We start from the raw sequence: 20,403 nt of genomic DNA on the forward strand, positions 1-20,403 counted from the left end.
TATAATATTTCTTATAAAATAAAGGCGGTTTAAAAAACCGCCTTTTTCTGTTAAATAAAAAGTTGGTAATTATCTTACCAACTTTTTGTATTTAATTCTCTTTGGCATTAGGTCTCCACCTAAGCGTTGTCTTTTATTTTCTTCATAATCACTAAAACTTCCTTCAAAAAAGTAAACTTGAGAATCTCCTTCAAAGGCTAAAATATGTGTGCATATACGATCTAAAAACCAACGGTCGTGTGATATTACTACTGCACAACCCGCAAAATTCTCGAGCCCTTCTTCTAATGCTCTTAAAGTATTAACATCAAGGTCATTAGTTGGTTCATCTAATAACAATACATTTCCTTCTTCTCTCAAGGTCATCGCTAAGTGTAATCGATTACGCTCACCACCTGAAAGTGTATTCACTTTTTTATTTTGTTCACTACCTGAAAAATTAAATCGGCTTAAGTAAGCACGTGAATTGACTTTTCGACCACCCATCATAATAAGTTCTTGACCATCACAGAAATTTTCCCAGATACTTTTATCTGGATCAATGTCACTGTGAGCCTGATCTACATAAGCGATTTTAGCAGTTTCACCAACTACAAACTCACCTTTATCAGGTGTTTCTTCACCCATAATCATTTTAAAAATGGTTGTTTTACCAGCACCATTAGGTCCTATAACACCAACAATACCTGCTTGCGGTAGTTTAAAGTTTAAATCTTCATAAAGTAATTTACTATCAAAAGCTTTACTAACCCCTTTTGCTTCAATTACGTTTGTACCAAGCCTCGGACCATTAGGTATGTATATTTCAAGTTTTTCATCAAGTTTCTCTTGATCTTGACTCATTAATTTATCATAATTTTTCAATCGTGCCTTTTGCTTTGATTGCCTTCCTTTAGGAGCCATTTTAACCCATTCTAACTCTCGTTCTAAAGTTTTTTGGCGTTTAGAAGCTTGTTTTTGCTCTTGTGACATCCGTTTTGACTTTTGATCAAGCCATGACGAGTAATTACCTTTCCACGGAATACCCTCACCACGATCTAATTCTAAAATCCATCCTGCTACATTATCTAAAAAATAACGGTCATGAGTTACAGCAATGACTGTACCTTTATATTGTTGCAAGTGGTGCTCTAACCAGTGTACAGACTCTGCGTCTAAGTGGTTAGTTGGCTCATCAAGAAGTAAAACGTCAGGTTCTTGCAATAATAACCTACAAAGTGCAACACGTCTTTTTTCACCTCCCGATAATACTGAAATTTTCTTATCAGCATCAGGTGTTCTTAAAGCGTCCATAGCTACTTCGAGTTTATTGTCAAGCTCCCAAGCATTTGTGGCATCAATTTTGTCCTGTAGGTCTGCTTGTCTATCCATTAACTTTTGCATTTTATCTGGGTTTTCATAAACCTCAGGCAAACCAAAATCATCGTTAATTTTATTATATTCATCTAAAATAGCAACAACATCGGCTACACCTTCTTTAACTACTTCCAGTACTGTTTTATCGGGATTTAGTTCAGGTTCTTGCTCTAAATACCCGACAGAATAATCCTGAGAAAAAACAACATCACCCTGATAATTTTTTTCTTGACCTGCTATGATTTTCATTAAGGTAGACTTACCTGAACCATTAAGTCCAAGTATCCCTATTTTAGCACCATAGAAAAAACTGAGATAAATATTTTTTAGCACAGGTTTATTTGCACCTGGATAAGTTTTGCTTACCCCAGACATTGAAAAAATTACTTTTTTATCTTCCATATTATATATTTTAAACGCGGCCTTTTAAAGCATTAAACACCCATGCAATAGCAAAAAAACCAATACCAACAGCGGCAAAGCCCCAACCAGCAACTTCGTTATATCTAAATGCACCTAAAGCTATTAAACCTAGTCCAACGATAATCATTATAAATGTTGCCCAGGCTAAAACTGTGTTTTTATTCATAGTTCTTTTTTAAATTTCAACTAGCAAATATAATGATTTCTAGGTTCTCATAATTTCAACTAACATCGCTAATTTATAATTAAATTGTCGTCGCAATCGATTTAGTAAATCATACTAATTTGTATTTTAGCACAAAACTTTTTCAGCCGATGGATATTAAATTCAATAAAAACGAAGATCATAATAAACTTTTAGTTTCAGACCTTAGACATAAACTCAAAAAAGTCCATCTTGGTGGTGGTCAAAAAAAAATTGACAAACATCATGATAAGGGAAAGATGACGGCTCGTGAACGCATTGATTACTTATTAGATCAACCCAAAAAAGCTATTGAAATAGGTGCATTTGCTGGTGATGATATGTATAAAGAATATGGTGGCTGCCCTAGTGGTGGCGTTGTTGTTAAGATTGGTGAAGTGTCTGGCAAGAAAGTTATTGTGGTAGCTAATGATGCAACTGTAAAAGCAGGTGCTTGGTTTCCTATCACTGGAAAAAAGAATCTCAGAGCTCAAGAAATTTCTATCGAGAATAATTTACCAATAATTTACCTTGTTGATAGTGCTGGCGTATTTTTACCCATGCAGGACGAAATTTTTCCAGATAAAGAGCATTTTGGTCGTATTTTTAGAAATAATGCTGTAATGAGTAGCAAGGGAATTACTCAAATTGCAGCAGTCATGGGAAGTTGTGTTGCTGGTGGCGCTTATCTTCCAATCATGAGTGATGAAGCCTTAATCGTAGAAAAAACAGGTAGTATATTCTTGGCTGGAAGTTATCTTGTTAAAGCTGCTATTGGTGAAAGTATAGATAATGAAACTCTTGGAGGTGCTACAACGCATTGCGAGGTGAGTGGCGTAACTGACTATAAAGCTAAAGATGATAAAGATGCGCTTGACCGAATTAAGTCTGTATTTGATAAAATTGGCGATTATGAAAAAGCAGGATTTAATCGTATAACTCCTAAAAATCCTAAAAAAGATCAAAATGAAATTTATGGGTTGCTTCCTGAAAAACGAAGTGATCAATATGATATGATGCCAATAATCGAACGCCTTGTTGATAATTCTGAATTTGATGAATACAAATCTGGTTATGGACAAACAATCATTACGGGTTATGCTCGTATAGATGGTTGGGCTGTTGGTATAGTAGCAAATCAACGTAAGATTGTTAAAACAACAAAATCTAAAAGTAAACCAAGTGAAATGCAATTTGGCGGTGTGATTTATAGTGATTCTGCTGATAAAGCAACCAGATTTATTGCAAATTGCAACCAGAAAAAAATTCCATTAGTTTTTTTACAAGATGTTACTGGATTTATGGTAGGCAGCAAAAGTGAACATGGCGGTATTATTAAAGATGGTGCTAAAATGGTAAATGCTGTGAGTAATTCGGTAGTTCCAAAATTTACAATTGTTATTGGTAATTCTTATGGCGCTGGTAATTATGCAATGTGCGGTAAAGCCTACGACCCAAGATTAATTGCTGCATGGCCTAGTGCAGAATTAGCTGTAATGAGTGGTAATTCTGCTGCAAAAGTTCTACTTCAAATAGAAACTTCTAGACTGAAAGCTAAAGGTGAAAAAATTACAGAAGAGAAAGAAAAAACACTGTATGATAAAATAAAATCTGATTACGACCAACAAACAAGTCCATATTATGCAGCCGCTAGACTTTGGACAGATGCCGTAATAGAACCTTTAGAAACAAGACATTGGATTTCAACAGGTATTGAAGTTGCTAATCATGCACCAATCACCAAAGATTTTAACATGGGAATTATCCAAACCTAATTTAAAGCTGTTTTATAAGTCAAGTTAAAAATCATAAATAATAAGCACTTAGCTTTATCACTTAATGAAAACAAACTCAGAAAACCTAAACATTGTTTATGAAGACAATCATTTAATTGTGGTTAACAAACGTGCAGGTGATATTGTTCAGGGTGATAAAACAGGAGATATTCCTTTAAGCGAAATCATTAAAAAATACATCAAAATAAAATATAATAAGCCAGGTAATGTATTTTTAGGTGTTGTACACAGACTTGATAGACCAACTAGTGGTTTAGTCGTATTTGCTAAAACTTCTAAGGCATTAAAACGCCTAAACAAAGCTTTTGCAGAACATAAACCCTCTAAAACTTATTGGGCAATTGTTAAAAAGCCTCCAGAAAAAGAGGCTTCAACTTTAGTACATTATTTAAAGCGCAATCACAAGCAAAATAAATCTTATGCTAACGTTAAGCCTGTAAATGATAGCAAAAAGGGTGTCTTAAACTACAGAATAATAAAAAAACTTGACAACTTCCATCTCCTAGAAATTCAATTAGAGACAGGTCGACATCATCAAATTAGAAGTCAGCTTTCAGCAATTGGCTCACCTATAAAAGGTGATTTAAAATACGGAGCTAAACGCAGTAATCCTGATGCTAGTATATGTCTTCATGCCCGATACTTAGAACTTGAGCATCCTGTAAAAAAAGACCTTATAAATTTTGAAGCAGATGTCCCAAATGATCAACTTTGGCAAGATTGCCTCTAATATTTAATTTATATTTGATTTAAAATTTTAAGCATGAAAAAAAATATAGCCATTTTAATGGGCGGCTATTCTAGTGAGTATGAAATTTCTCTAAAAAGTGGCGAAGTAGTCTATAAATATTTACCAAAAGAAAAATACCAAATATTTAGAGCGCATATTTTAAAAAATGAATGGTATGCTTTAACACCTGAAGAAGAAAAAATTCCTATAAATAAAGCTGATTTCTCAATTGAAGTTAATGGTGAAAAAATAAAATTTGACTGTGCATTTAACACGATTCACGGAACTCCTGGTGAAGACGGTTTAATTCAAGCATATCTTCAAAACTTAGATATACCGCAAACAGCAAGCGACTATTACCAAGCGGCATTAACCTTCAATAAAAGAGACTGTATTTCAGTCTTAAAAGCTTATGGTATAAAAACTGCTCGTAACTTTTTTGTAGATCGCGGTGACCTTATAAACGAAGATGAAATTATTAAAAAAGTTGGCTTACCTTGTTTTGTTAAAGCCAATCGCGCCGGTAGTAGTTTTGGAATTACTAAGGTAAAGTCTAAAACTGAAATAATTCCAGCTATTAAGCATGCATTAAAAGAAGATAATGAAGTTATTATCGAATCATTTTTAGACGGAACTGAGGTAAGTGTTGGCGTGATTAAGTGGCACAATAAAATTACAGCTTTACCGGTTACTGAAATAATTTCTGAGAACGAATTTTTTGACTTTGACGCCAAGTATAATGGAAAATCTCAAGAAATTACACCTGCAAATATTTCAACTAAAGCCACTAAAAAAGTACAAAAAGAAGCCGAAAAAATCTTTAAAGTTTTAAAACTTAAAGGCTTAACTCGTTCCGAATTCATTTTTCATAATGGAGAACCCCATTTTATAGAGTGTAATGCTTGCCCTGGCCTGACCGAAGCTAGTATTTTACCACAACAAGCTAAAGCGATGAATATTAGTTTAACTGAATTATTTAATCAAGCCATCGTTACTGCAATACAGCATTAAATTTTAAACTAGGGATAATTTGATGTACAAATCTTGTACTAAACTGAATGGTTTTAGTAAATTAGAACATTATTATAATTTAAAAATATAACATGAAAAGAGCAGTTTTTCCAGGTTCGTTTGATCCGTTAACGCTTGGGCACTACGATATTATAATGCGAGGCTTAACTTTGTTCGATGAAATTATTTTAGCCATTGGGATTAATGCAGACAAAAAATACATGTTTAGTCTTGAAGAACGCCAAGAATTTCTAGAAAAGACTTTTAAAGATGAGCCGAAGATAAAAGTTGATACTTATAAAGGTTTAACGGTAGACTATTGCAACTTTAAAAAAGCTGATTTTATTTTAAGAGGTTTAAGAAATCCGGCTGATTTCGAATTTGAAAAGGCAATCGCTCATACCAACCGAAAACTTGAGCAAATAGAAACTGTATTTTTACTTACTTCTAGTGGCAAAAGCTATATTTCTTCCTCTATTGTTAGAGATGTTATTAGAAACAATGGAGATTACACGAGCTTAGTACCTGACGCAGTTCGACTAAAACCTCGTTAAAATTGATAATTTAACCCTAAACCAGTAAAAAACTGACGCGGTTCTCCTGGATAGAAATATCTTGGCTGTGAACCCCCAAAACCTACGGCATTTGTTACAACACTTGCTGTATAGGCATTATCGAATATGTTTTGAACTCCAGCTCTAATTAAAAAATCAATTTGTGAAGCTAATCTAATTTTATAATTTAAATTTAAATGACTCACTACATAAGATTCTGTGTAAACTGAATTAGCATCATTAACCGGTAGTTTTGAAACAGCATTAGTCAAAAAATTTAAACTGAATCTTTTATAATTAGCATTTATTCCAAAATTCATTAAATACTGTGGCACTCCTGTTAAATCATTGCCATTATAATTATTTTCACCATCAATAAAATTGTCAAATTCATAAAAGTTGAAGCTTGAATTGCTAAATAGCTCAAGCCTAATTTTTTTAGCAATTGCAAAATCAGACTCTAGAGAGATTTCTAGACCAGGATGATTCGTTGAGCCTGCATTAACTCCAACAAAACGATCTTCTGCAACACGTCTAGCAACAATTAAATTTTGAACATCAATATAGTAAGCTGTTAGGCTCGCTTCTAGCCATTCAAACGGTTTTGTTGAATAAATCAGCTCATATTGCCAAGCTTCTTCGGGTTTAAGATTAGTATTGAAACTACCTGTTTCTGTTAAACTTTCTTGTAAAGTAGGAACCGAAAAACCTTTGCTTACAGATGCTTCAATTACGTGAGTTGAATCGATAACATACTTTGCCATCATCTTTGGTAAAATACTTAAATCATAATTAAAATTTGATTCAATATTTTGGAGCACATCGGTTTGTTTGAAACCAGTTTGATTAATTGCCAAACCTAAATCAAGACTTAATTGGTCAGTAAAAACTATATTGAAGTTAGAAAAAACATCAACATAATATCTGTTCTGATCAAATTGATTAATACGTTTACCTTCTACACTACCACGATTAAATTGTTCATATAAGTTTTCATAATTAGAAACTGAAACATTTTCAGACTGGAATTCGGCACCCAATTGAAGTCGAGAATGTAAACCAAAACTTGTAAAACTGTAACTGCTTAAATGTCTCGCACCAAAACCTGATAATTCAGTGCTTAAAATATCAAATGGTCGCGGTTCATAAGCATCTATGTAATTATAAAAAACAGCCGTTTCTTGGCTAAAATTAGGTTGCCAATTTGATACTAAAGTTAAACCAAGTACCGATTTTGTATAATGCTCATAACCTCGTGATTGGCGCCATGTAAAAGCTGCAGATTCAGGGCTATCGTCTAGGTCTGTTTGGTTTAGAGAACTTGGGATAAAAGCTTTTAAACTAACGCCATGAGCTAAAAACTTCAACTGATGTTTCTCACTTAACTCATGATTGGTGGTTAGTAAGTAACTTTCTCTCTGATAGTTAGAGTTTTCTCTAAAACCTCCATAACTCAAATTATTGTAAGCCAATTTATATTGACTGTTTTTTGAGGTTATATTAGCTTCATAATGCTGTTTAAAATAATTATTACTACCAAAGTTTTGCTCAGTACGCGCATAATTTAGAGGTTTAGGCTCTGCATTTAAAACCACAACACCACCAAGTCTCGCGCCATAATTAGTTGATTTTGGCCCTTTAAATAATTGTAAACCGTTAAGCATCAAAACATCAAAATCGTCTATACTTGAGGTGCCATTTGCTGTTGAAATAGGTATTGAATTTAAATACATTTTTAAGCGATTAGTTTGGTACTGAGATCGTGCGCCAATTCCTCGAACATTAATTTTAGTTGTATTTAAAGCACCTTGCTGTAAATGAATTCCTGGCAACCTTTGTAAAACTGAAGTAAAGTTTTGTTGTGGACTTTCAACTAAATCTTGAGAATTTAAACGGCTAAAAACTTGAGTTAACTCATTGGCAGTCGTATATTTTGTTTTCAAAAAAACTTCATTTAGTTGGGTGGTATCTTTTTGAGCGTAAACTGAATAATTTAACATCAAAATAATCACTAATAAAATTCGCAATATACTGTCCACAATTATTGTATTTTTTGGCAATGTATTATATTTATAAATTTAGACTCAAAAATTTTATAATGTTTAAACCATATTTAATACTAATTTTAATAATTAGCCTTGTTAGTTGTCAAAATAGTCAAGAAAAAAAATATAAAGAAGATGCACATAGTACTGCTTTTGAACGCTCAAATGGTGATTCGACTTCAACTTATTTGGAAGTTATTGACTTTTATAAGAATATAGCAAACAAAAATGCAAAAGTCAGTATTTCTGAGCACTATGAAACTGACAGCGGCCAACCTTTACACTTGGTAAAGTTTAGCTCAAATCCTGCTGCTAAAACACCGTTAAAAATTTTAATTAATAATGGAATTCATCCTGGGGAACCTGATGGTATAGATGCTTCTATGCTATTATTTAAAGCTTTAACAAATGGCGAGATAAAAACTGAAGTACCAGTTGAAGTTTACAGTATACCTATTTATAATATTGGTGGTGCATTGCAACGCAACTCAACTTCAAGAGTAAATCAAAATGGTCCCGTTGAATATGGCTTTCGTGGCAACGCAAAAAACTATGACTTAAATCGCGATTTTATAAAATCAGACTCCAAAAACAGTAAAGCTTTTTTTGATATTTTCCACAGTGTTCAGCCACATGTCTTTGTAGATACACATGTAAGTAACGGCGCTGATTACCAGTATACATTAACACATTTATTTACACAACATAACAAATTAGGACGAAGCTTAGGTGAATTTTTAAATACAACATTTAGACCAGAAATTGAAAATAGCTTGGTTAACAAAAATTGGGAAATCACGCCTTATGTTAATGTATTTAATAGACCTCCCAACAAAGGATTTACACAATTTAATGATTCTCCAAGATACTCAACCGGCTACACAAGTTTATATAACACACTCGGTTTAATGATCGAAACACATATGCTAAAACCTTATAAAACACGTGTAGAAGGTACTTTAGAAATGCTAAAAAGTATTATAAATATAAGTCAAAATCATGCTGAAAAAATTAAAGACTTAAAACAACAACAAACCGAAGCCTTCCAAAACGCCTCAACCTATGCTTTTAATTATGTTGTTGATAGTTCTAAAACTTCAGACTTAAAATTTTTAGGCTATCAGGCCGATACCATTATAAGTCAAGTAACTGATCTACCAAGACTGAAGTATAACCGAGAAAAACCAATAACCACTAATATCAAATATTTCAATTACTTTAAAGCTAAGGATTCTATTAAAATCCCTGAAGCGTATATTATACCTCAACAATACACCGAAATTATAGACTTATTAAAATGGAATAACATCAATATTGAACGTTTTGTAGCAGATACTTTAATAAAAGTCGAGCGCTACACAATCGCTGACTATAATACTCGAAAATCGCCTTATGAAGGACATTATTTACACTTTAATACGTCGGTTTCAACTGAAATTAGTCAAATTAAAATAACACCTGGAGATGTAATTGTCAATACGAACCAACCTGGAATTCGCTACCTTCTTGAAACGCTTGAACCAATGGCTGTAGACTCATTTTTCAATTGGAACTTTTTTGATGCCATCTTACAGCAAAAAGAAGGCTTTTCGCCATATGTTTTTGAAGATTTAGCCATAAAAATATTAGAAGAAAACCCCAAGCTTAAAACAGAATTTGAGCAAATGAAAAAGACCGATAAAAGCTTTAAAAATAATTGGTATGCTCAATTAGATTGGCTACATAAACATTCGCCATATTATGAAACCGCACATTTAAAATATCCTATTTATCGTCTGATGGAGTAAAGTAGTCTTCAGTAAATAAAAGTTTGATATTGGCATAAGATTTCTGAAGCGCCTTGATAGCTTTTTTCTTGTTTTTCCATTTTACCCTTGTTATGCCTTCTTGACGTTGTGGTATAAGTGTACCATCATATTCGGTATACATTTCATACCAGTGCGTAATTTTTAAACGATACTTACCTTTACGCTTCATAACGTGATAGGTTATCTCAAGTGGTTTAACAATTTGTAAACCTTCAACTAAAGTTTCTTCTTCAACTTCTCGAATTGCCGTATCTTCAATAGTTTCACCCTTTTCCATTTTTCCTTTAGGCAAATCCCATTTTTTATTTCGGTAAATAAATAAAATTTCGCCATGTTGGTTAAACACTTTTCCACCACCAGCAACAATAGGTTTCAGTTTTCTTTTAAGGTGCTTAAGAAGTTTATGTTCTTTTTTGTGATATAAATGCAAATGCCTTAATTCGCCTTTTTCTATTTGTTTAATTAATTGTTTAATTTTAGCACCTTTTATAGGTAATGATAAATAGCGATGATCTATTACCTTATCAGTCGACAAAATAATTGGTACATCATTAACGAAAACTTTATACATTTGCACTATGATTTTAACCGAGCAAACCGCCAATAAAACTGCAGAACTCTTATTGCAAATTAACGCAATAAAATTAAACCCACAAACGCCTTTTACTTGGGCTAGTGGCTGGAAATCTCCAATTTACTGCGATAACCGCATTATACTTTCATACCCAAGCATTCGTAACTATATTGTTGCTGAAATGGCTAAATCAGTTGAACAAATTTATGGTCAACCCGATGTTATTGCTGGCGTAGCTACAGGTGCAATCGGAGTTGGCGCTTTGGTAGCCAATTATTTAGGTTTGCCGTTTGTTTATGTTAGACCTGAACCGAAAAAACATGGCCGTAAAAATCAAATTGAAGGTTTTATAGATCAACACCAAAATGTTGTTGTAATTGAAGATTTAATCAGTACAGGAAAAAGTAGTCTAAATGCAGTTGAAGCCTTAAAAACAGAAGCAAATGCTAAAATAAAAGGCATGATGGCTATTTTTACTTACGGATTCGAAATCGCTAAAGAAAATTTTGAAAACGCTAAAGTTGATTTACGTACATTAGGCAATTACGACAGTTTACTAGATCAAGCTTACAAAACCAATTATTTAAACGCAAAAGAACTCGAATTATTAAAAACTTGGCGCACAAATCCTGCCCAATGGAAACCATAACACATGCATTTAGAAAGTCCAAAAGTTACCGTAAAGAAATCACAAGTTGAAGTGTTTAATTTTTTGAAATCTGTTGAAAATTTTGAAAAATTAATGCCCGAGTCAATTGAAAAATTTGAAACCCTTGAGGATGACGCCTTTTTATTTCAATTAAAGGGTATGCCAGTCATTAAATTAAAATTGAATGAGGCAAACTCTCCTAAAGAAGTAATTTTAGGTGCCACAAGCGATAAATTACCGTTTACACTTAAAGGTAATATTGAAGCTTTAGATGATTCGAGCAGTGAAGTTCAACTTATTTTTGAAGGCGAATTTAACAGTATGATGGCGATGATGATAAAAAGTCCTATCAAGAAATTCATCACTACCTTAAGTGAAAATATCAGTAAAATTTAATAAAAGCTGACTTAAATTTAAACTAAGCCTTGCAAAATATTTCTTGCAGGGCTTTTCCTTTTAATAAGCATTCATTGTATTCATTTTCAGGAATAGATTGGTCTGTTATCGCACTACCAACCATGTAAGATAAGTAAGCTGTTTTTGCGTTGTAAAGCAAACTTCTAATTACAACATTAAAATCAAAATCACCATTAGGTGTTATATAACCAATACTACCACTGTATAAACCGCGTTTAGTAGTTTCGAAAGATTCGGCTAATTTCATCGCTTCAATTTTTGGTGCGCCTGTCATACTTCCCATCGGGAATGTTGCTTCTAAAATTGAAGTGAAATTAATATTGGGTTTTAATTCACAGGAAATTGTAGAAATCATTTGATGCACTTGTTCAAAAGTATAAATGTTACACAGTTCATCGACATTAACACTTGCTTTAGTTGCTAATTTAGATAAATCGTTTCGTACCAAATCTACTATCATAATATTTTCTGCAAGTTCTTTAGGGTCTGTTGCAAGTTCTTTAATTAAATTTTGATCTTCAACTAAAGACTGACCACGTTTAGCAGTTCCTTTAATAGGCTGTGAGAGTAATCGAAAGTCTTTTTTGGTTAAAAATCGCTCTGGACTCGCTGAAACAATTTGAAATTCATCAAACTTTACAAAGGCCGAAAATGGCGCCTTAGAACGATGATTTAATTGTTTAAATGCATCAAACCCATAAAAATGAGGCGTGTGCGTATAAAACTCCTGACAAAAATTAATTTCATAAATATCACCACGCTTGATGTGAGACTTTAATTGATTAATGCTTGATAAATAAGTTTCTTTAGAAAGGCGTGAGTTAAAATCTAAAAACTGTTGCTTTAACTTTAGATTGATGTTTAATCCTCGGATTTTTGTGAAATCTGTTTCTATTTCTCTTGAAACATCTTTCGGATAATAACATTCAAGTTTACTGTCTTTTATCGTAAAAACTTTTTGTGGTTGAACTGCCAAGATTTGAGGAAAATTAATACCGTCGAAATTATTAGAACTAAGATTTTCAATCGGATTTTTTAAATCATAACTTAAACAGCACATCAACCAGTCATTAGATTGGTTAATGAAGGTTTGTAATTGATCTAAAGCATTATGATCAAAGGATTTTAGTAGCGACCTCTTCCCTACTGCAATTACAGCATCAAAATTTTTAAATTTAGAAGCCATTTGTTGCCCATCAAAAATCCAACAACTGTTATGAGACGAAGCCCACTGCATTAATTGTTGTTTAAATTTATAGGGATTCTTAAGCCTGAAACTTTGATTTATTCTCACAAGAAATACTTCAAAAACGGCTCAAATATACAATTAGTAAATGAGTTAAGATATTTAATTAATATAAATCAAACATCGGTTTAATTCAGGGTTCTTTCGTAAAAGAGGTTGAATAAATATACGGATTTCTTCAATTTCATGTGGTTGTAATAACCGCGTTAGTTTGGCTAATTCTTTACAGAACAACTTAGCATCAAAACTTACTTTAGCTAAGATTTGTTTAGAATACTCTAACATAGCACGTGCCATAATGTAATTTTTTCGATAGGTAGTAGTGTTCTATAAGCTAAAGTTTAGAATTTAAATATAGCACTTTAAAGCATCAAATATTGTTAAAGGTATATTAACAAATTAAGACTTTAACTTTAAAGTCCATTTAAATTGAAATTCAGAAACACAGTTACGCTCTTGATCAAAAGCTTTAGAGTTTAACCAAACTGTTTGTCCCTTTTTAGTTAAAATAGCATTATTTACGGTAGTTTTAACCAATTTAGCATCCACACATGTAAAAGTAATTTTACCTCTCGCTTTTTTGTGAAAAATTGCAGAATTTTCAGCTACCAACATCGAAACAGATTGATGGCTTTCGTTTATTTCCCGCATAACTAAAACTCCAGTTGTTAACTCAGCTGCCATAGCTTGAACGGCAAAATACATACTATTAAATGGATTTTGACTTAACCATTTTAATCTCGCTTTTGCCTCTGTGGCTTCAGGCGCTAGTTTGGTTAAACGCACTCCGGCTATCCAAGCAATAGGCAATTTTAAAAATAAAAAACGATTAATATTTTGTACAGTAAACTTCATTTAAAAATTTTACACAAAATAATTAATTATACTCAATTTCAGTCGGTTTTTGTCCAAAAAAGACATTACTTAAATTGTTAATTTTAAGTTAAATTATACTACCTTGCATTACATAGTAACTTCTTTTAAATATATCTTTGTATAAAATTCAGATTAGAAATCAACTCTTATGAATATAGAAAACACAAAAGCACAAATGCGAAAAGGTATTTTAGAATACTGCATTTTGTCTGTCTTGGCTAAAAATGATGCCTACGTGGCTGAAATATTAGAGACATTAAAAGATGCTAAGCTTCTTGTAGTTGAAGGAACGATTTATCCTTTGTTAACGCGTTTAAAAAATGGAAAATTACTAGAATATCGCTGGGAAGAATCTACTGGCGGACCACCAAGGAAATATTATAAATTAACTAACAAAGGCCAATTATTTTTAAATGAGCTTGGGTCTACATGGCAAGATTTACAATTTGCTGTAAACACAATAACAACGAATAAAACTGACAATAATGAATAAAACAATAAGTATTAATTTAGGAAGTATCTTTTTTCACATCGATGAGATTGCTTTTAATAAGCTTAAATCTTATTTAGATGATATAAAACTTTATTTGCATAATGAAGAGAGTAAAGACGAAATAATTAATGACATTGAAGTACGGATTGCTGAAATTTTTATGGAAGACCGGCAAGATGAGCAGCAAGTTATATCTGTTGAAGTTGTTGAAAAAGTAATTAAAATAATGGGGAATCCAGAAGATTACCGTGTTGATGACACGACAGATTATCAGGACTTCTCAAATAAGAATTACAAAAGTTACCGTAAATTATATCGGGATAAAGATACAAGCATTTTAGGTGGTGTTTCAGCTGGCTTTGGGCATTATTTTAGAATTGACGCTATTTGGATACGTGTTCTATTTATTTTAATTGCGATTTTTAGTGCAGGCACAGGAGTCATCATTTACATTGCATGTTGGCTTTTAATACCGCCAGCTTTAACTACTTCTGAAAAACTAGCTATGCGCGGTAAACCCATTAATTTTTCGAATATTGAACGAAAAGTAAAAGAGAATTATGAAAAATTCGCCCAGAAAATGGATGATATTGATTATGAAAAATATAAAGCTCAAACCAAGTCTGGCGCACAAAAACTAGGTAACAGTCTATATAATATCTTTGAAGCTATTGGTAACTTTATTAAAAAATTTCTTGGTGTTATTCTTATTTTTATCTCTGGAATAGTCTTGCTCTCACTTGTTTTTTCTCTTTTTGGCCTAAGCTCATTTAGTTTTTTTGAAGACACTAATTACTATGACTTTGGTTTATCTGAACTTGATTTACCCATTTGGGCTTATGCCGTGATGATTTTCTTTAGCATTGGTATACCCTTTTTTTACCTGCTTATTTTAGGACTAAAATTGCTTATTAATAACCTCAGAAAAATTGGGAAACCTATCAATATTAGTTTATTTTCCTTATGGATTATAGCAGTGTTTAGTTTGATCTTCTTCAGTATCAAACAGAATTTAAAAGATAGTCAAAAGGTTGAATTAGTTAAAGTTATAGAAACCAACTATAATAATCAGGATACCTTAAATATCAGTATGAATGAAAATTTAAGATTCAACCTAAATTCTCATAAAAGCTCTAAAAATAAAATCGTGTTTGACGAAAGCAATAAAGAGCTCACAATTGGCAACATGATTAACCTCAATTTTATTCCTTCAAACGACAGTGTTGTTAAAATACGTGTTGAAAAATCGGCCTACTCGACTTCAAAAGCAAATGCCAAAGCACTAGCTAAACAAATAGATTACAATATTTTAACTGAAACAAAAAACATTAAATTAAATAATTACTTTTCAACGCAACCTCAGTTTGTAAATCATAGAATTAGTATTGATGTAAGTATTCTTCTACCAGAGGGAATTCATCTTAACTTTGATGAATCGGTTAAAACCTATAAGAGTAACTTCCAAAATTTTAATGAATTTAACCTAATTAAATACAACCAATTACTTCAAGTTGAAGGTAAAAATCTAAAATGTTTAACTTGTCAAGAAATTGAAAACAATCATATTAATTAAATTAATCTCTTAAAACCAAACCTATGTTAAGTCTCATGAAATATGTTATTTATGTAATAATTACGATGAGTATCGTAAGTTGCAATGTTGTCTCAAACCTTTCTAAAGTTAATGGTAAAGGTGAAATTGAAACTAAAACAATGACAACAAACACCTTTACCGAATTGAAGATTTCTAATAACTGGCAAGTTGTTTTAATACCTTCTAATGAAAACAAGTTGGTTGTGGAAGCCAACGAAAATTTAATTGAATTACTGACCGTTGAAAACAATGGAAAATCGCTTAAAATATCTGCAAAAGAAACTATTGGGCAAGCTGACGCCAAACTTATTGAGGTTTATTTTACGGAATCACTAACTAAAATAAGTTTGAGTGCAGGCGTTGAGGTTACAGCTAACAAGAAACTTAATTTTGAAGATTTAAGCTTCAATATCTCAAGTGGCGCTGAAACCAATTTAAACTTAGCATTTAATCAACTCGATTTAAAGGTATCTAGCGGTGCCGAAGCAGAACTTCAGTTAAAAGGTAACGAAGTTTGGGCTTCTAGCTCAAGTGGTGCTGAAATAGAGTTAAATGCAGATGTTATTAGCATGGAAACTTCGGCTTCTAGTGGTGCAGAAATTGAAATTGAAGGAATAGCAGACCATTTTAAAGCAAAAACTTCAAGTGGTTCAGAAATTGATGCCTCTAAATTAAAAGCAAATAATGTCGTGGCCTCAGCAAGTAGTGGCTCATCAATAAAAACATTTCCTATTGTAAGTCTTGATGCTACAGCTTCAAGTGGTGGCGACATAGATTATTACAATAAACCAAATGGTCAATTAAACATTAATAAATCATCAGGCGGTAGAGTTTCATTACACTAAGCCTATTGTTGTTTGTTTTAGTTTTTAAAATCCCTTTTAAAAGAGGGATTTTTTTCATTTCATCCTAAAAAAATAACAACTCATCATTTTAAGTTTTACATTTAGGTCTATCTCTAAGCATCTTTGTTTTAAATTAAAAGTATTATGAACGCAAGATTAAAACAAGCTATTATCAGGTTTACAATAGTATCCGTGGCTATTTCAGTATTTATAAGGCTAACCGATTTTATTGCGCAAGATTTTAATGTACAAGTCCTATTTAATTTTAAGGCTTATGCTATAAATTTCTTGTATGCATTTATTATCGGTTTGGTTAACATGTTAAGTTTTGCTGTTATTTATAAAAAATATAATTGGTATCGAGATGTTAAAAAGATAATTTTAATTGGCGTAATAGGCTCTGTAATTTGGTCTACAGCTGCATTTTTTATAGCGCGATATGTTCATTTTGTCGTCATAGAAGGTCTTAGTCATAATCAATTTCTAGAAAGTCAGTTTGCTGCAACCTACATTTTTGCCATGCTCATTGCTTTTTTAGTAACTTTAATTTTTCATGCCATTTATTTTTACAAAGCTTTACAAGAATCTAAACTTCGAGAACAAGCTTATGAAAATGCGCAAACTACTGCTCAATATGACGCATTGAAAAATCAATTAGATCCGCATTTTTTATTTAATAGTTTAAACGTTTTAAGTGCATTGATTGATGAAAACCCAGAAAAAGCACAAGAATTTACCACTCACCTTTCTCGAATTTATCGTTATGTGTTAGACCATAAAAGTAAAGAGTTAGTAAGCTTAAGTGAAGAATTGTCTTTTGCCAAACGCTATATGAAACTCATTGAAATGCGATTTGAAAACAGCGTAAAATTTGAAATTAGCTCAAATGAAAATGAGGAATTTAAAATTATACCTTTATCACTTCAACTGTTAATTGAAAACGCCATTAAACACAATAAAATTTCAGAAGAAAATGCCTTGATTATTTCAATTGAAACAAAAAACGAAACACTTAGGGTTTCAAATAATATTAATAAAAAACAACAATACCAATCTAAAAGAAACGGAATTGGCCTTGAAAATATCAAACATCGTGTTTCTAAATTTACAGCTCGTCAAGTTGAAGTTATTGAAACAAGAACACAATTTTCTGTTGAAATTCCGCTAATAAAATAAAGTTATGATTTCAGCAATTATTATTGAAGATGAAAAGCCAGCTGCGCGACGCTTAAAAAAATTGGTTTCACAGCTAGATATTAAAGTGTTAAAAACTTTACACTCAGTTTCTGAAGCCATAAATTGGTTCGCTAATAATAAGCAACCAGAATTGTTGTTTTTAGATATACAATTAAGTGACGGTCTATCATTCGAGATTTTTGAACAGATCCAGATTAAAAGTGCTATAATTTTTACAACAGCTTATGATGAATATGCTCTAAAAGCTTTTAAACTTAACAGCATTGATTATTTACTAAAACCCATAGACCAGTCTGAGTTAGAAACTGCGGTTCAAAAATTTAAAACGCAAGCCAAATCGAATACTTACGATGTTGAGATGATTAAAAATCTGTTTCTCAATAACATGAATCAACATGATTACAAAGAACGTTTTACTGTAAAAGTTGGTGACCATATTAAACTGTTTCAAACCAGCAATATTCAGTGTTTTTATAGTCATGATAAAGCAACTTACTTGGTTAATGAGCTTGGAAAAACTTATGTTATTGACCAAAGTCTAGATGAGCTTAACACCCAGTTAAACCCGGAACAGTTTTTTAAAATTAGCCGAAAATTTATTATTAATATTAATTATATTAAAGAGCTTGTTGCTTATTCAAACAGTAGACTAAGAGTGGTTTTAAAAGCAAATGTTGAAGAAATACCTATTGTAAGTAGAGAAAAGGTAAAAGACTTCAAAAATTGGATTAACTAAACATCCACAAATGTATAAATTAGGTTAATTGTCTTGTTGTTATACTTAGAAATAGCCTATTTTGTAGTGTGAATTATAATTATTCTAAATATTATTTTTGTGTTTTTTTGTTATTACTTACGCTCAAGACAAATGCGCAATTTCAAATTTTAGATCAAAAGCGTTCTGTTAAGTTAAAGTTTGAAGTCTTTAATAATCTTATTATCCTGAAAGGGGAAATTAACAACCAGCCTAAGTCGTTTTTACTTGACACAGGTGTTAATAAAACCGTGATTTTTAATAGTCTTTCACCTCAAATTGACACGACAAATTTCAAAAAAATTAAGGTCAGGAGTTTGGGTAATGAAAAATCAGTTGAGGCTTATTTAATAAATGCTACTGTAAAATTTAAGAGCTTTGTAAACCCAAACGCAAATCTATATTACATTACCAATAAAGATTGGCAACTCAGTAATAAATTGGGCATCGACATCGATGGAATTATTGGCTACGATTTTTTTAAAAATCATATGGTGAAAATAGACTATAATAGACGTATTATTAGGCTATATAATCCTAAAAAGTTTAGACGCCAATTAAGGCGTTACCACAAAACTTCTTTTCAAATTAATGCAGGAAAACCTTATTTAGAAGCTCAAGTAACAACAAACCAGAGAACACATAAAAACTTAAATTTATTGATAGATTTAGGTGCAAGTGGCAGTTTTTGGCTAATTGAAACAGATTCAATTCAAAAACCTGCTATTAATTATTTCGATATTTTAGGCTATGGTTTAAATCAACCCATTTTTGGTTATCGCTCTAAAGCAAACTCTGCAAAAATATTTGGCACCAACTTTAAAAAGCCCTATTATGCTTTTGTTCCTAAATCTCAGATAAATCCAGCTAGCTTTAAAGATGGTTTAGTTGGTGCAGAAATTTTAAGACGCTTCAAGCTTTTTATAAACTATCCTAAAAACAAACTACACACAAAACCCAATAAATTTATTAAAGATAACTTTAATTATGATAAAAGTGGGCTCATTTTAAACTATGCAGGAAAAACATATACAACGGTTTATCGCAAATCGCCTTACAAAAATAACCAAAACTTAAACAAAACACCTTATGATGATTTATCAAGTGAGAAAGACACAAGCTCATCATTTGTAAGCGTAGATAATATCATCATTATTGCTAACATAAGACCGAATTCACCAGCTTCAAATACAGATTTAAAAATAGGCGATCGAATACTTAGCATCAATAATAAAGCTATAAGTAAGTATAATTCACAAGAAATTAATCAATTATTTAGTCAAGATGGAAATCCTGAAATCAAGCTTAAAATTCAAAGAAAAAATAAACGTTTTAAAGTAAAATTTCGTTTAAAATCTATATTCGATTAAAGATTTTACTGCTTTGGCAAAACTTCACCAATAATTTTAAGTGTAATCATTGCGTTTACTGCGTCAGAATACACCGTTAAAGTTTTTCTAATTGGGCCAACTCTAGTAGAGTCATATATCACAATAATTTCTGAAGATTCTCCAGGATTAATTGGGCTCTTAGGTTCTTTTGGAACAGTACATCCACAAGTTGAAGATACTCGTTTAATATTAACAGGAAACTTACTGATATTTTTAAAATTAAAAATTGCTTTTGCCTCACTGTTGTAGGCAATTTTCCCAAAATCATAACTGGTATTTTCAAATTTTAATTCGCCTTTATTCTGTGCTGAGATAATATTAAAACCTAGTAGAATAAAAAAAATAAACGATCTAATTACCATGACTAATTTTTTATAAAAGTATGAAATAACTTAAAACCAACAAAAAAGTAAAATTATATAAACAGATATGTTTCTGAATAGAATGCGATTCTTTACTT

General features: G+C 31.7%; 21 protein-coding genes. 13 read left to right on the forward strand and 8 right to left on the reverse strand.

Annotated features, from left to right (window positions below; genetic code table 11):
• Window positions 1–69 precede the first annotated feature (69 nt).
• Window positions 70–1,758: an energy-dependent translational throttle protein EttA gene (ettA, locus tag IMZ30_RS01160; protein WP_207038735.1), complete on the reverse strand. Its 1,689-nt coding sequence runs from the start codon at window positions 1,756–1,758 to the stop codon at window positions 70–72.
• 10 nt (window positions 1,759–1,768) lie between these two features.
• Window positions 1,769–1,945 (reverse strand): CAL67264 family membrane protein, encoded by a 177-nt coding sequence (locus IMZ30_RS01165; RefSeq protein WP_200796286.1) that lies wholly within the window; start codon window positions 1,943–1,945, stop codon window positions 1,769–1,771.
• A gap of 149 nt (window positions 1,946–2,094) precedes the next feature.
• Here IMZ30_RS01165 and IMZ30_RS01170 point away from each other — a divergent pair, with 149 nt between their 5' ends.
• From IMZ30_RS01170 to coaD, 4 genes are all read left to right on the forward strand, one after another.
• On the forward strand, window positions 2,095–3,738 hold the full coding sequence (locus tag IMZ30_RS01170; protein ID WP_207038736.1) for an acyl-CoA carboxylase subunit beta: 1,644 nt from the start codon (window positions 2,095–2,097) through the stop codon (window positions 3,736–3,738).
• A gap of 64 nt (window positions 3,739–3,802) precedes the next feature.
• Window positions 3,803–4,489 (forward strand): RluA family pseudouridine synthase, encoded by a 687-nt coding sequence (locus IMZ30_RS01175; protein ID WP_207038737.1) that lies wholly within the window; start codon window positions 3,803–3,805, stop codon window positions 4,487–4,489.
• A 33-nt stretch (window positions 4,490–4,522) separates the two neighbouring features.
• Window positions 4,523–5,500: a D-alanine--D-alanine ligase gene (locus IMZ30_RS01180; protein WP_207038738.1), complete on the forward strand. Its 978-nt coding sequence runs from the start codon at window positions 4,523–4,525 to the stop codon at window positions 5,498–5,500.
• A 92-nt stretch (window positions 5,501–5,592) separates the two neighbouring features.
• Entirely contained in the window at window positions 5,593–6,054 is a 462-nt protein-coding gene (coaD, locus tag IMZ30_RS01185; RefSeq protein ID WP_207038739.1) for a pantetheine-phosphate adenylyltransferase, read from the forward strand.
• On the opposite strand, the gene IMZ30_RS01190 is transcribed toward coaD, so the two are convergent.
• Entirely contained in the window at window positions 6,051–7,997 is a 1,947-nt protein-coding gene (locus tag IMZ30_RS01190; RefSeq protein ID WP_207038740.1) for a TonB-dependent receptor domain-containing protein, read from the reverse strand. The genes coaD and IMZ30_RS01190 overlap by 4 nt on opposite strands.
• Window positions 7,998–8,152: 155 nt before the next feature.
• Between IMZ30_RS01190 and IMZ30_RS01195 the strand changes: the two genes are divergently transcribed.
• Window positions 8,153–9,886, forward strand: a complete 1,734-nt coding sequence (locus IMZ30_RS01195) for a M14 family metallopeptidase (RefSeq protein WP_207038741.1) — start codon at window positions 8,153–8,155, stop codon at window positions 9,884–9,886.
• Here the strand turns inward: IMZ30_RS01195 and IMZ30_RS01200 are convergent.
• Window positions 9,864–10,478 (reverse strand): NUDIX hydrolase, encoded by a 615-nt coding sequence (locus IMZ30_RS01200; protein ID WP_207038742.1) that lies wholly within the window; start codon window positions 10,476–10,478, stop codon window positions 9,864–9,866. The genes IMZ30_RS01195 and IMZ30_RS01200 overlap by 23 nt on opposite strands.
• 7 nt (window positions 10,479–10,485) lie before the next feature.
• Here IMZ30_RS01200 and pyrE point away from each other — a divergent pair, with 7 nt between their 5' ends.
• Both pyrE and IMZ30_RS01210 read left to right on the forward strand, forming a co-directional pair.
• Window positions 10,486–11,130 (forward strand): orotate phosphoribosyltransferase, encoded by a 645-nt coding sequence (gene pyrE / locus IMZ30_RS01205; RefSeq protein ID WP_207038743.1) that lies wholly within the window; start codon window positions 10,486–10,488, stop codon window positions 11,128–11,130.
• Between the two features lie 3 nt (window positions 11,131–11,133).
• Window positions 11,134–11,526 (forward strand): SRPBCC family protein, encoded by a 393-nt coding sequence (locus tag IMZ30_RS01210; RefSeq protein WP_207038744.1) that lies wholly within the window; start codon window positions 11,134–11,136, stop codon window positions 11,524–11,526.
• Between the two features lie 22 nt (window positions 11,527–11,548).
• Here IMZ30_RS01210 and IMZ30_RS01215 read toward each other — a convergent pair whose 3' ends face one another.
• The 3 genes from IMZ30_RS01215 to IMZ30_RS01220 all read right to left on the reverse strand — a co-directional run bounded on the left by IMZ30_RS01215 (window position 11,549) and on the right by IMZ30_RS01220 (window position 13,648).
• Window positions 11,549–12,784: an anthranilate synthase component I family protein gene (locus IMZ30_RS01215; RefSeq protein WP_242529676.1), complete on the reverse strand. Its 1,236-nt coding sequence runs from the start codon at window positions 12,782–12,784 to the stop codon at window positions 11,549–11,551.
• 111 nt (window positions 12,785–12,895) lie between these two features.
• On the reverse strand, window positions 12,896–13,090 hold the full coding sequence (locus IMZ30_RS12000; RefSeq protein ID WP_242529677.1) for a hypothetical protein: 195 nt from the start codon (window positions 13,088–13,090) through the stop codon (window positions 12,896–12,898).
• A gap of 102 nt (window positions 13,091–13,192) precedes the next feature.
• Window positions 13,193–13,648: a DUF4442 domain-containing protein gene (locus IMZ30_RS01220; protein WP_207038746.1), complete on the reverse strand. Its 456-nt coding sequence runs from the start codon at window positions 13,646–13,648 to the stop codon at window positions 13,193–13,195.
• A gap of 169 nt (window positions 13,649–13,817) precedes the next feature.
• Here IMZ30_RS01220 and IMZ30_RS01225 point away from each other — a divergent pair, with 169 nt between their 5' ends.
• From IMZ30_RS01225 to IMZ30_RS01250, 6 genes are all read left to right on the forward strand, one after another.
• Window positions 13,818–14,162, forward strand: a complete 345-nt coding sequence (locus IMZ30_RS01225; protein ID WP_207038747.1) for a PadR family transcriptional regulator — start codon at window positions 13,818–13,820, stop codon at window positions 14,160–14,162.
• Window positions 14,155–15,735: a PspC domain-containing protein gene (locus IMZ30_RS01230; RefSeq protein WP_207038748.1), complete on the forward strand. Its 1,581-nt coding sequence runs from the start codon at window positions 14,155–14,157 to the stop codon at window positions 15,733–15,735. Before IMZ30_RS01225 ends, IMZ30_RS01230 begins: the two co-directional genes overlap by 8 nt.
• 35 nt (window positions 15,736–15,770) lie before the next feature.
• Window positions 15,771–16,601 (forward strand): GIN domain-containing protein, encoded by an 831-nt coding sequence (locus tag IMZ30_RS01235; protein ID WP_207038749.1) that lies wholly within the window; start codon window positions 15,771–15,773, stop codon window positions 16,599–16,601.
• A gap of 144 nt (window positions 16,602–16,745) precedes the next feature.
• Window positions 16,746–17,777 (forward strand): sensor histidine kinase, encoded by a 1,032-nt coding sequence (locus IMZ30_RS01240; protein ID WP_207038750.1) that lies wholly within the window; start codon window positions 16,746–16,748, stop codon window positions 17,775–17,777.
• A gap of 4 nt (window positions 17,778–17,781) precedes the next feature.
• Complete coding sequence (locus IMZ30_RS01245; RefSeq protein WP_410523993.1) at window positions 17,782–18,534, forward strand: LytR/AlgR family response regulator transcription factor; 753 nt, start codon at window positions 17,782–17,784, stop codon at window positions 18,532–18,534.
• Between the two features lie 107 nt (window positions 18,535–18,641).
• The gene (locus IMZ30_RS01250; RefSeq protein WP_207038751.1) at window positions 18,642–19,922 is read left to right on the forward strand and encodes an aspartyl protease family protein; all 1,281 of its coding nucleotides are present in this window, start codon (window positions 18,642–18,644) and stop codon (window positions 19,920–19,922) included.
• Window positions 19,923–19,927: 5 nt separating this feature from the next.
• Here the strand turns inward: IMZ30_RS01250 and IMZ30_RS01255 are convergent, their stop codons facing one another.
• Window positions 19,928–20,305: a DUF1573 domain-containing protein gene (locus IMZ30_RS01255; protein ID WP_207038752.1), complete on the reverse strand. Its 378-nt coding sequence runs from the start codon at window positions 20,303–20,305 to the stop codon at window positions 19,928–19,930.
• Window positions 20,306–20,403 lie beyond the last annotated feature (98 nt).

The organism is Psychroflexus sp. ALD_RP9 (assembly GCF_017311165.1).
Classification (GTDB): Bacteria; Bacteroidota; Bacteroidia; order Flavobacteriales; family Flavobacteriaceae; genus Psychroflexus.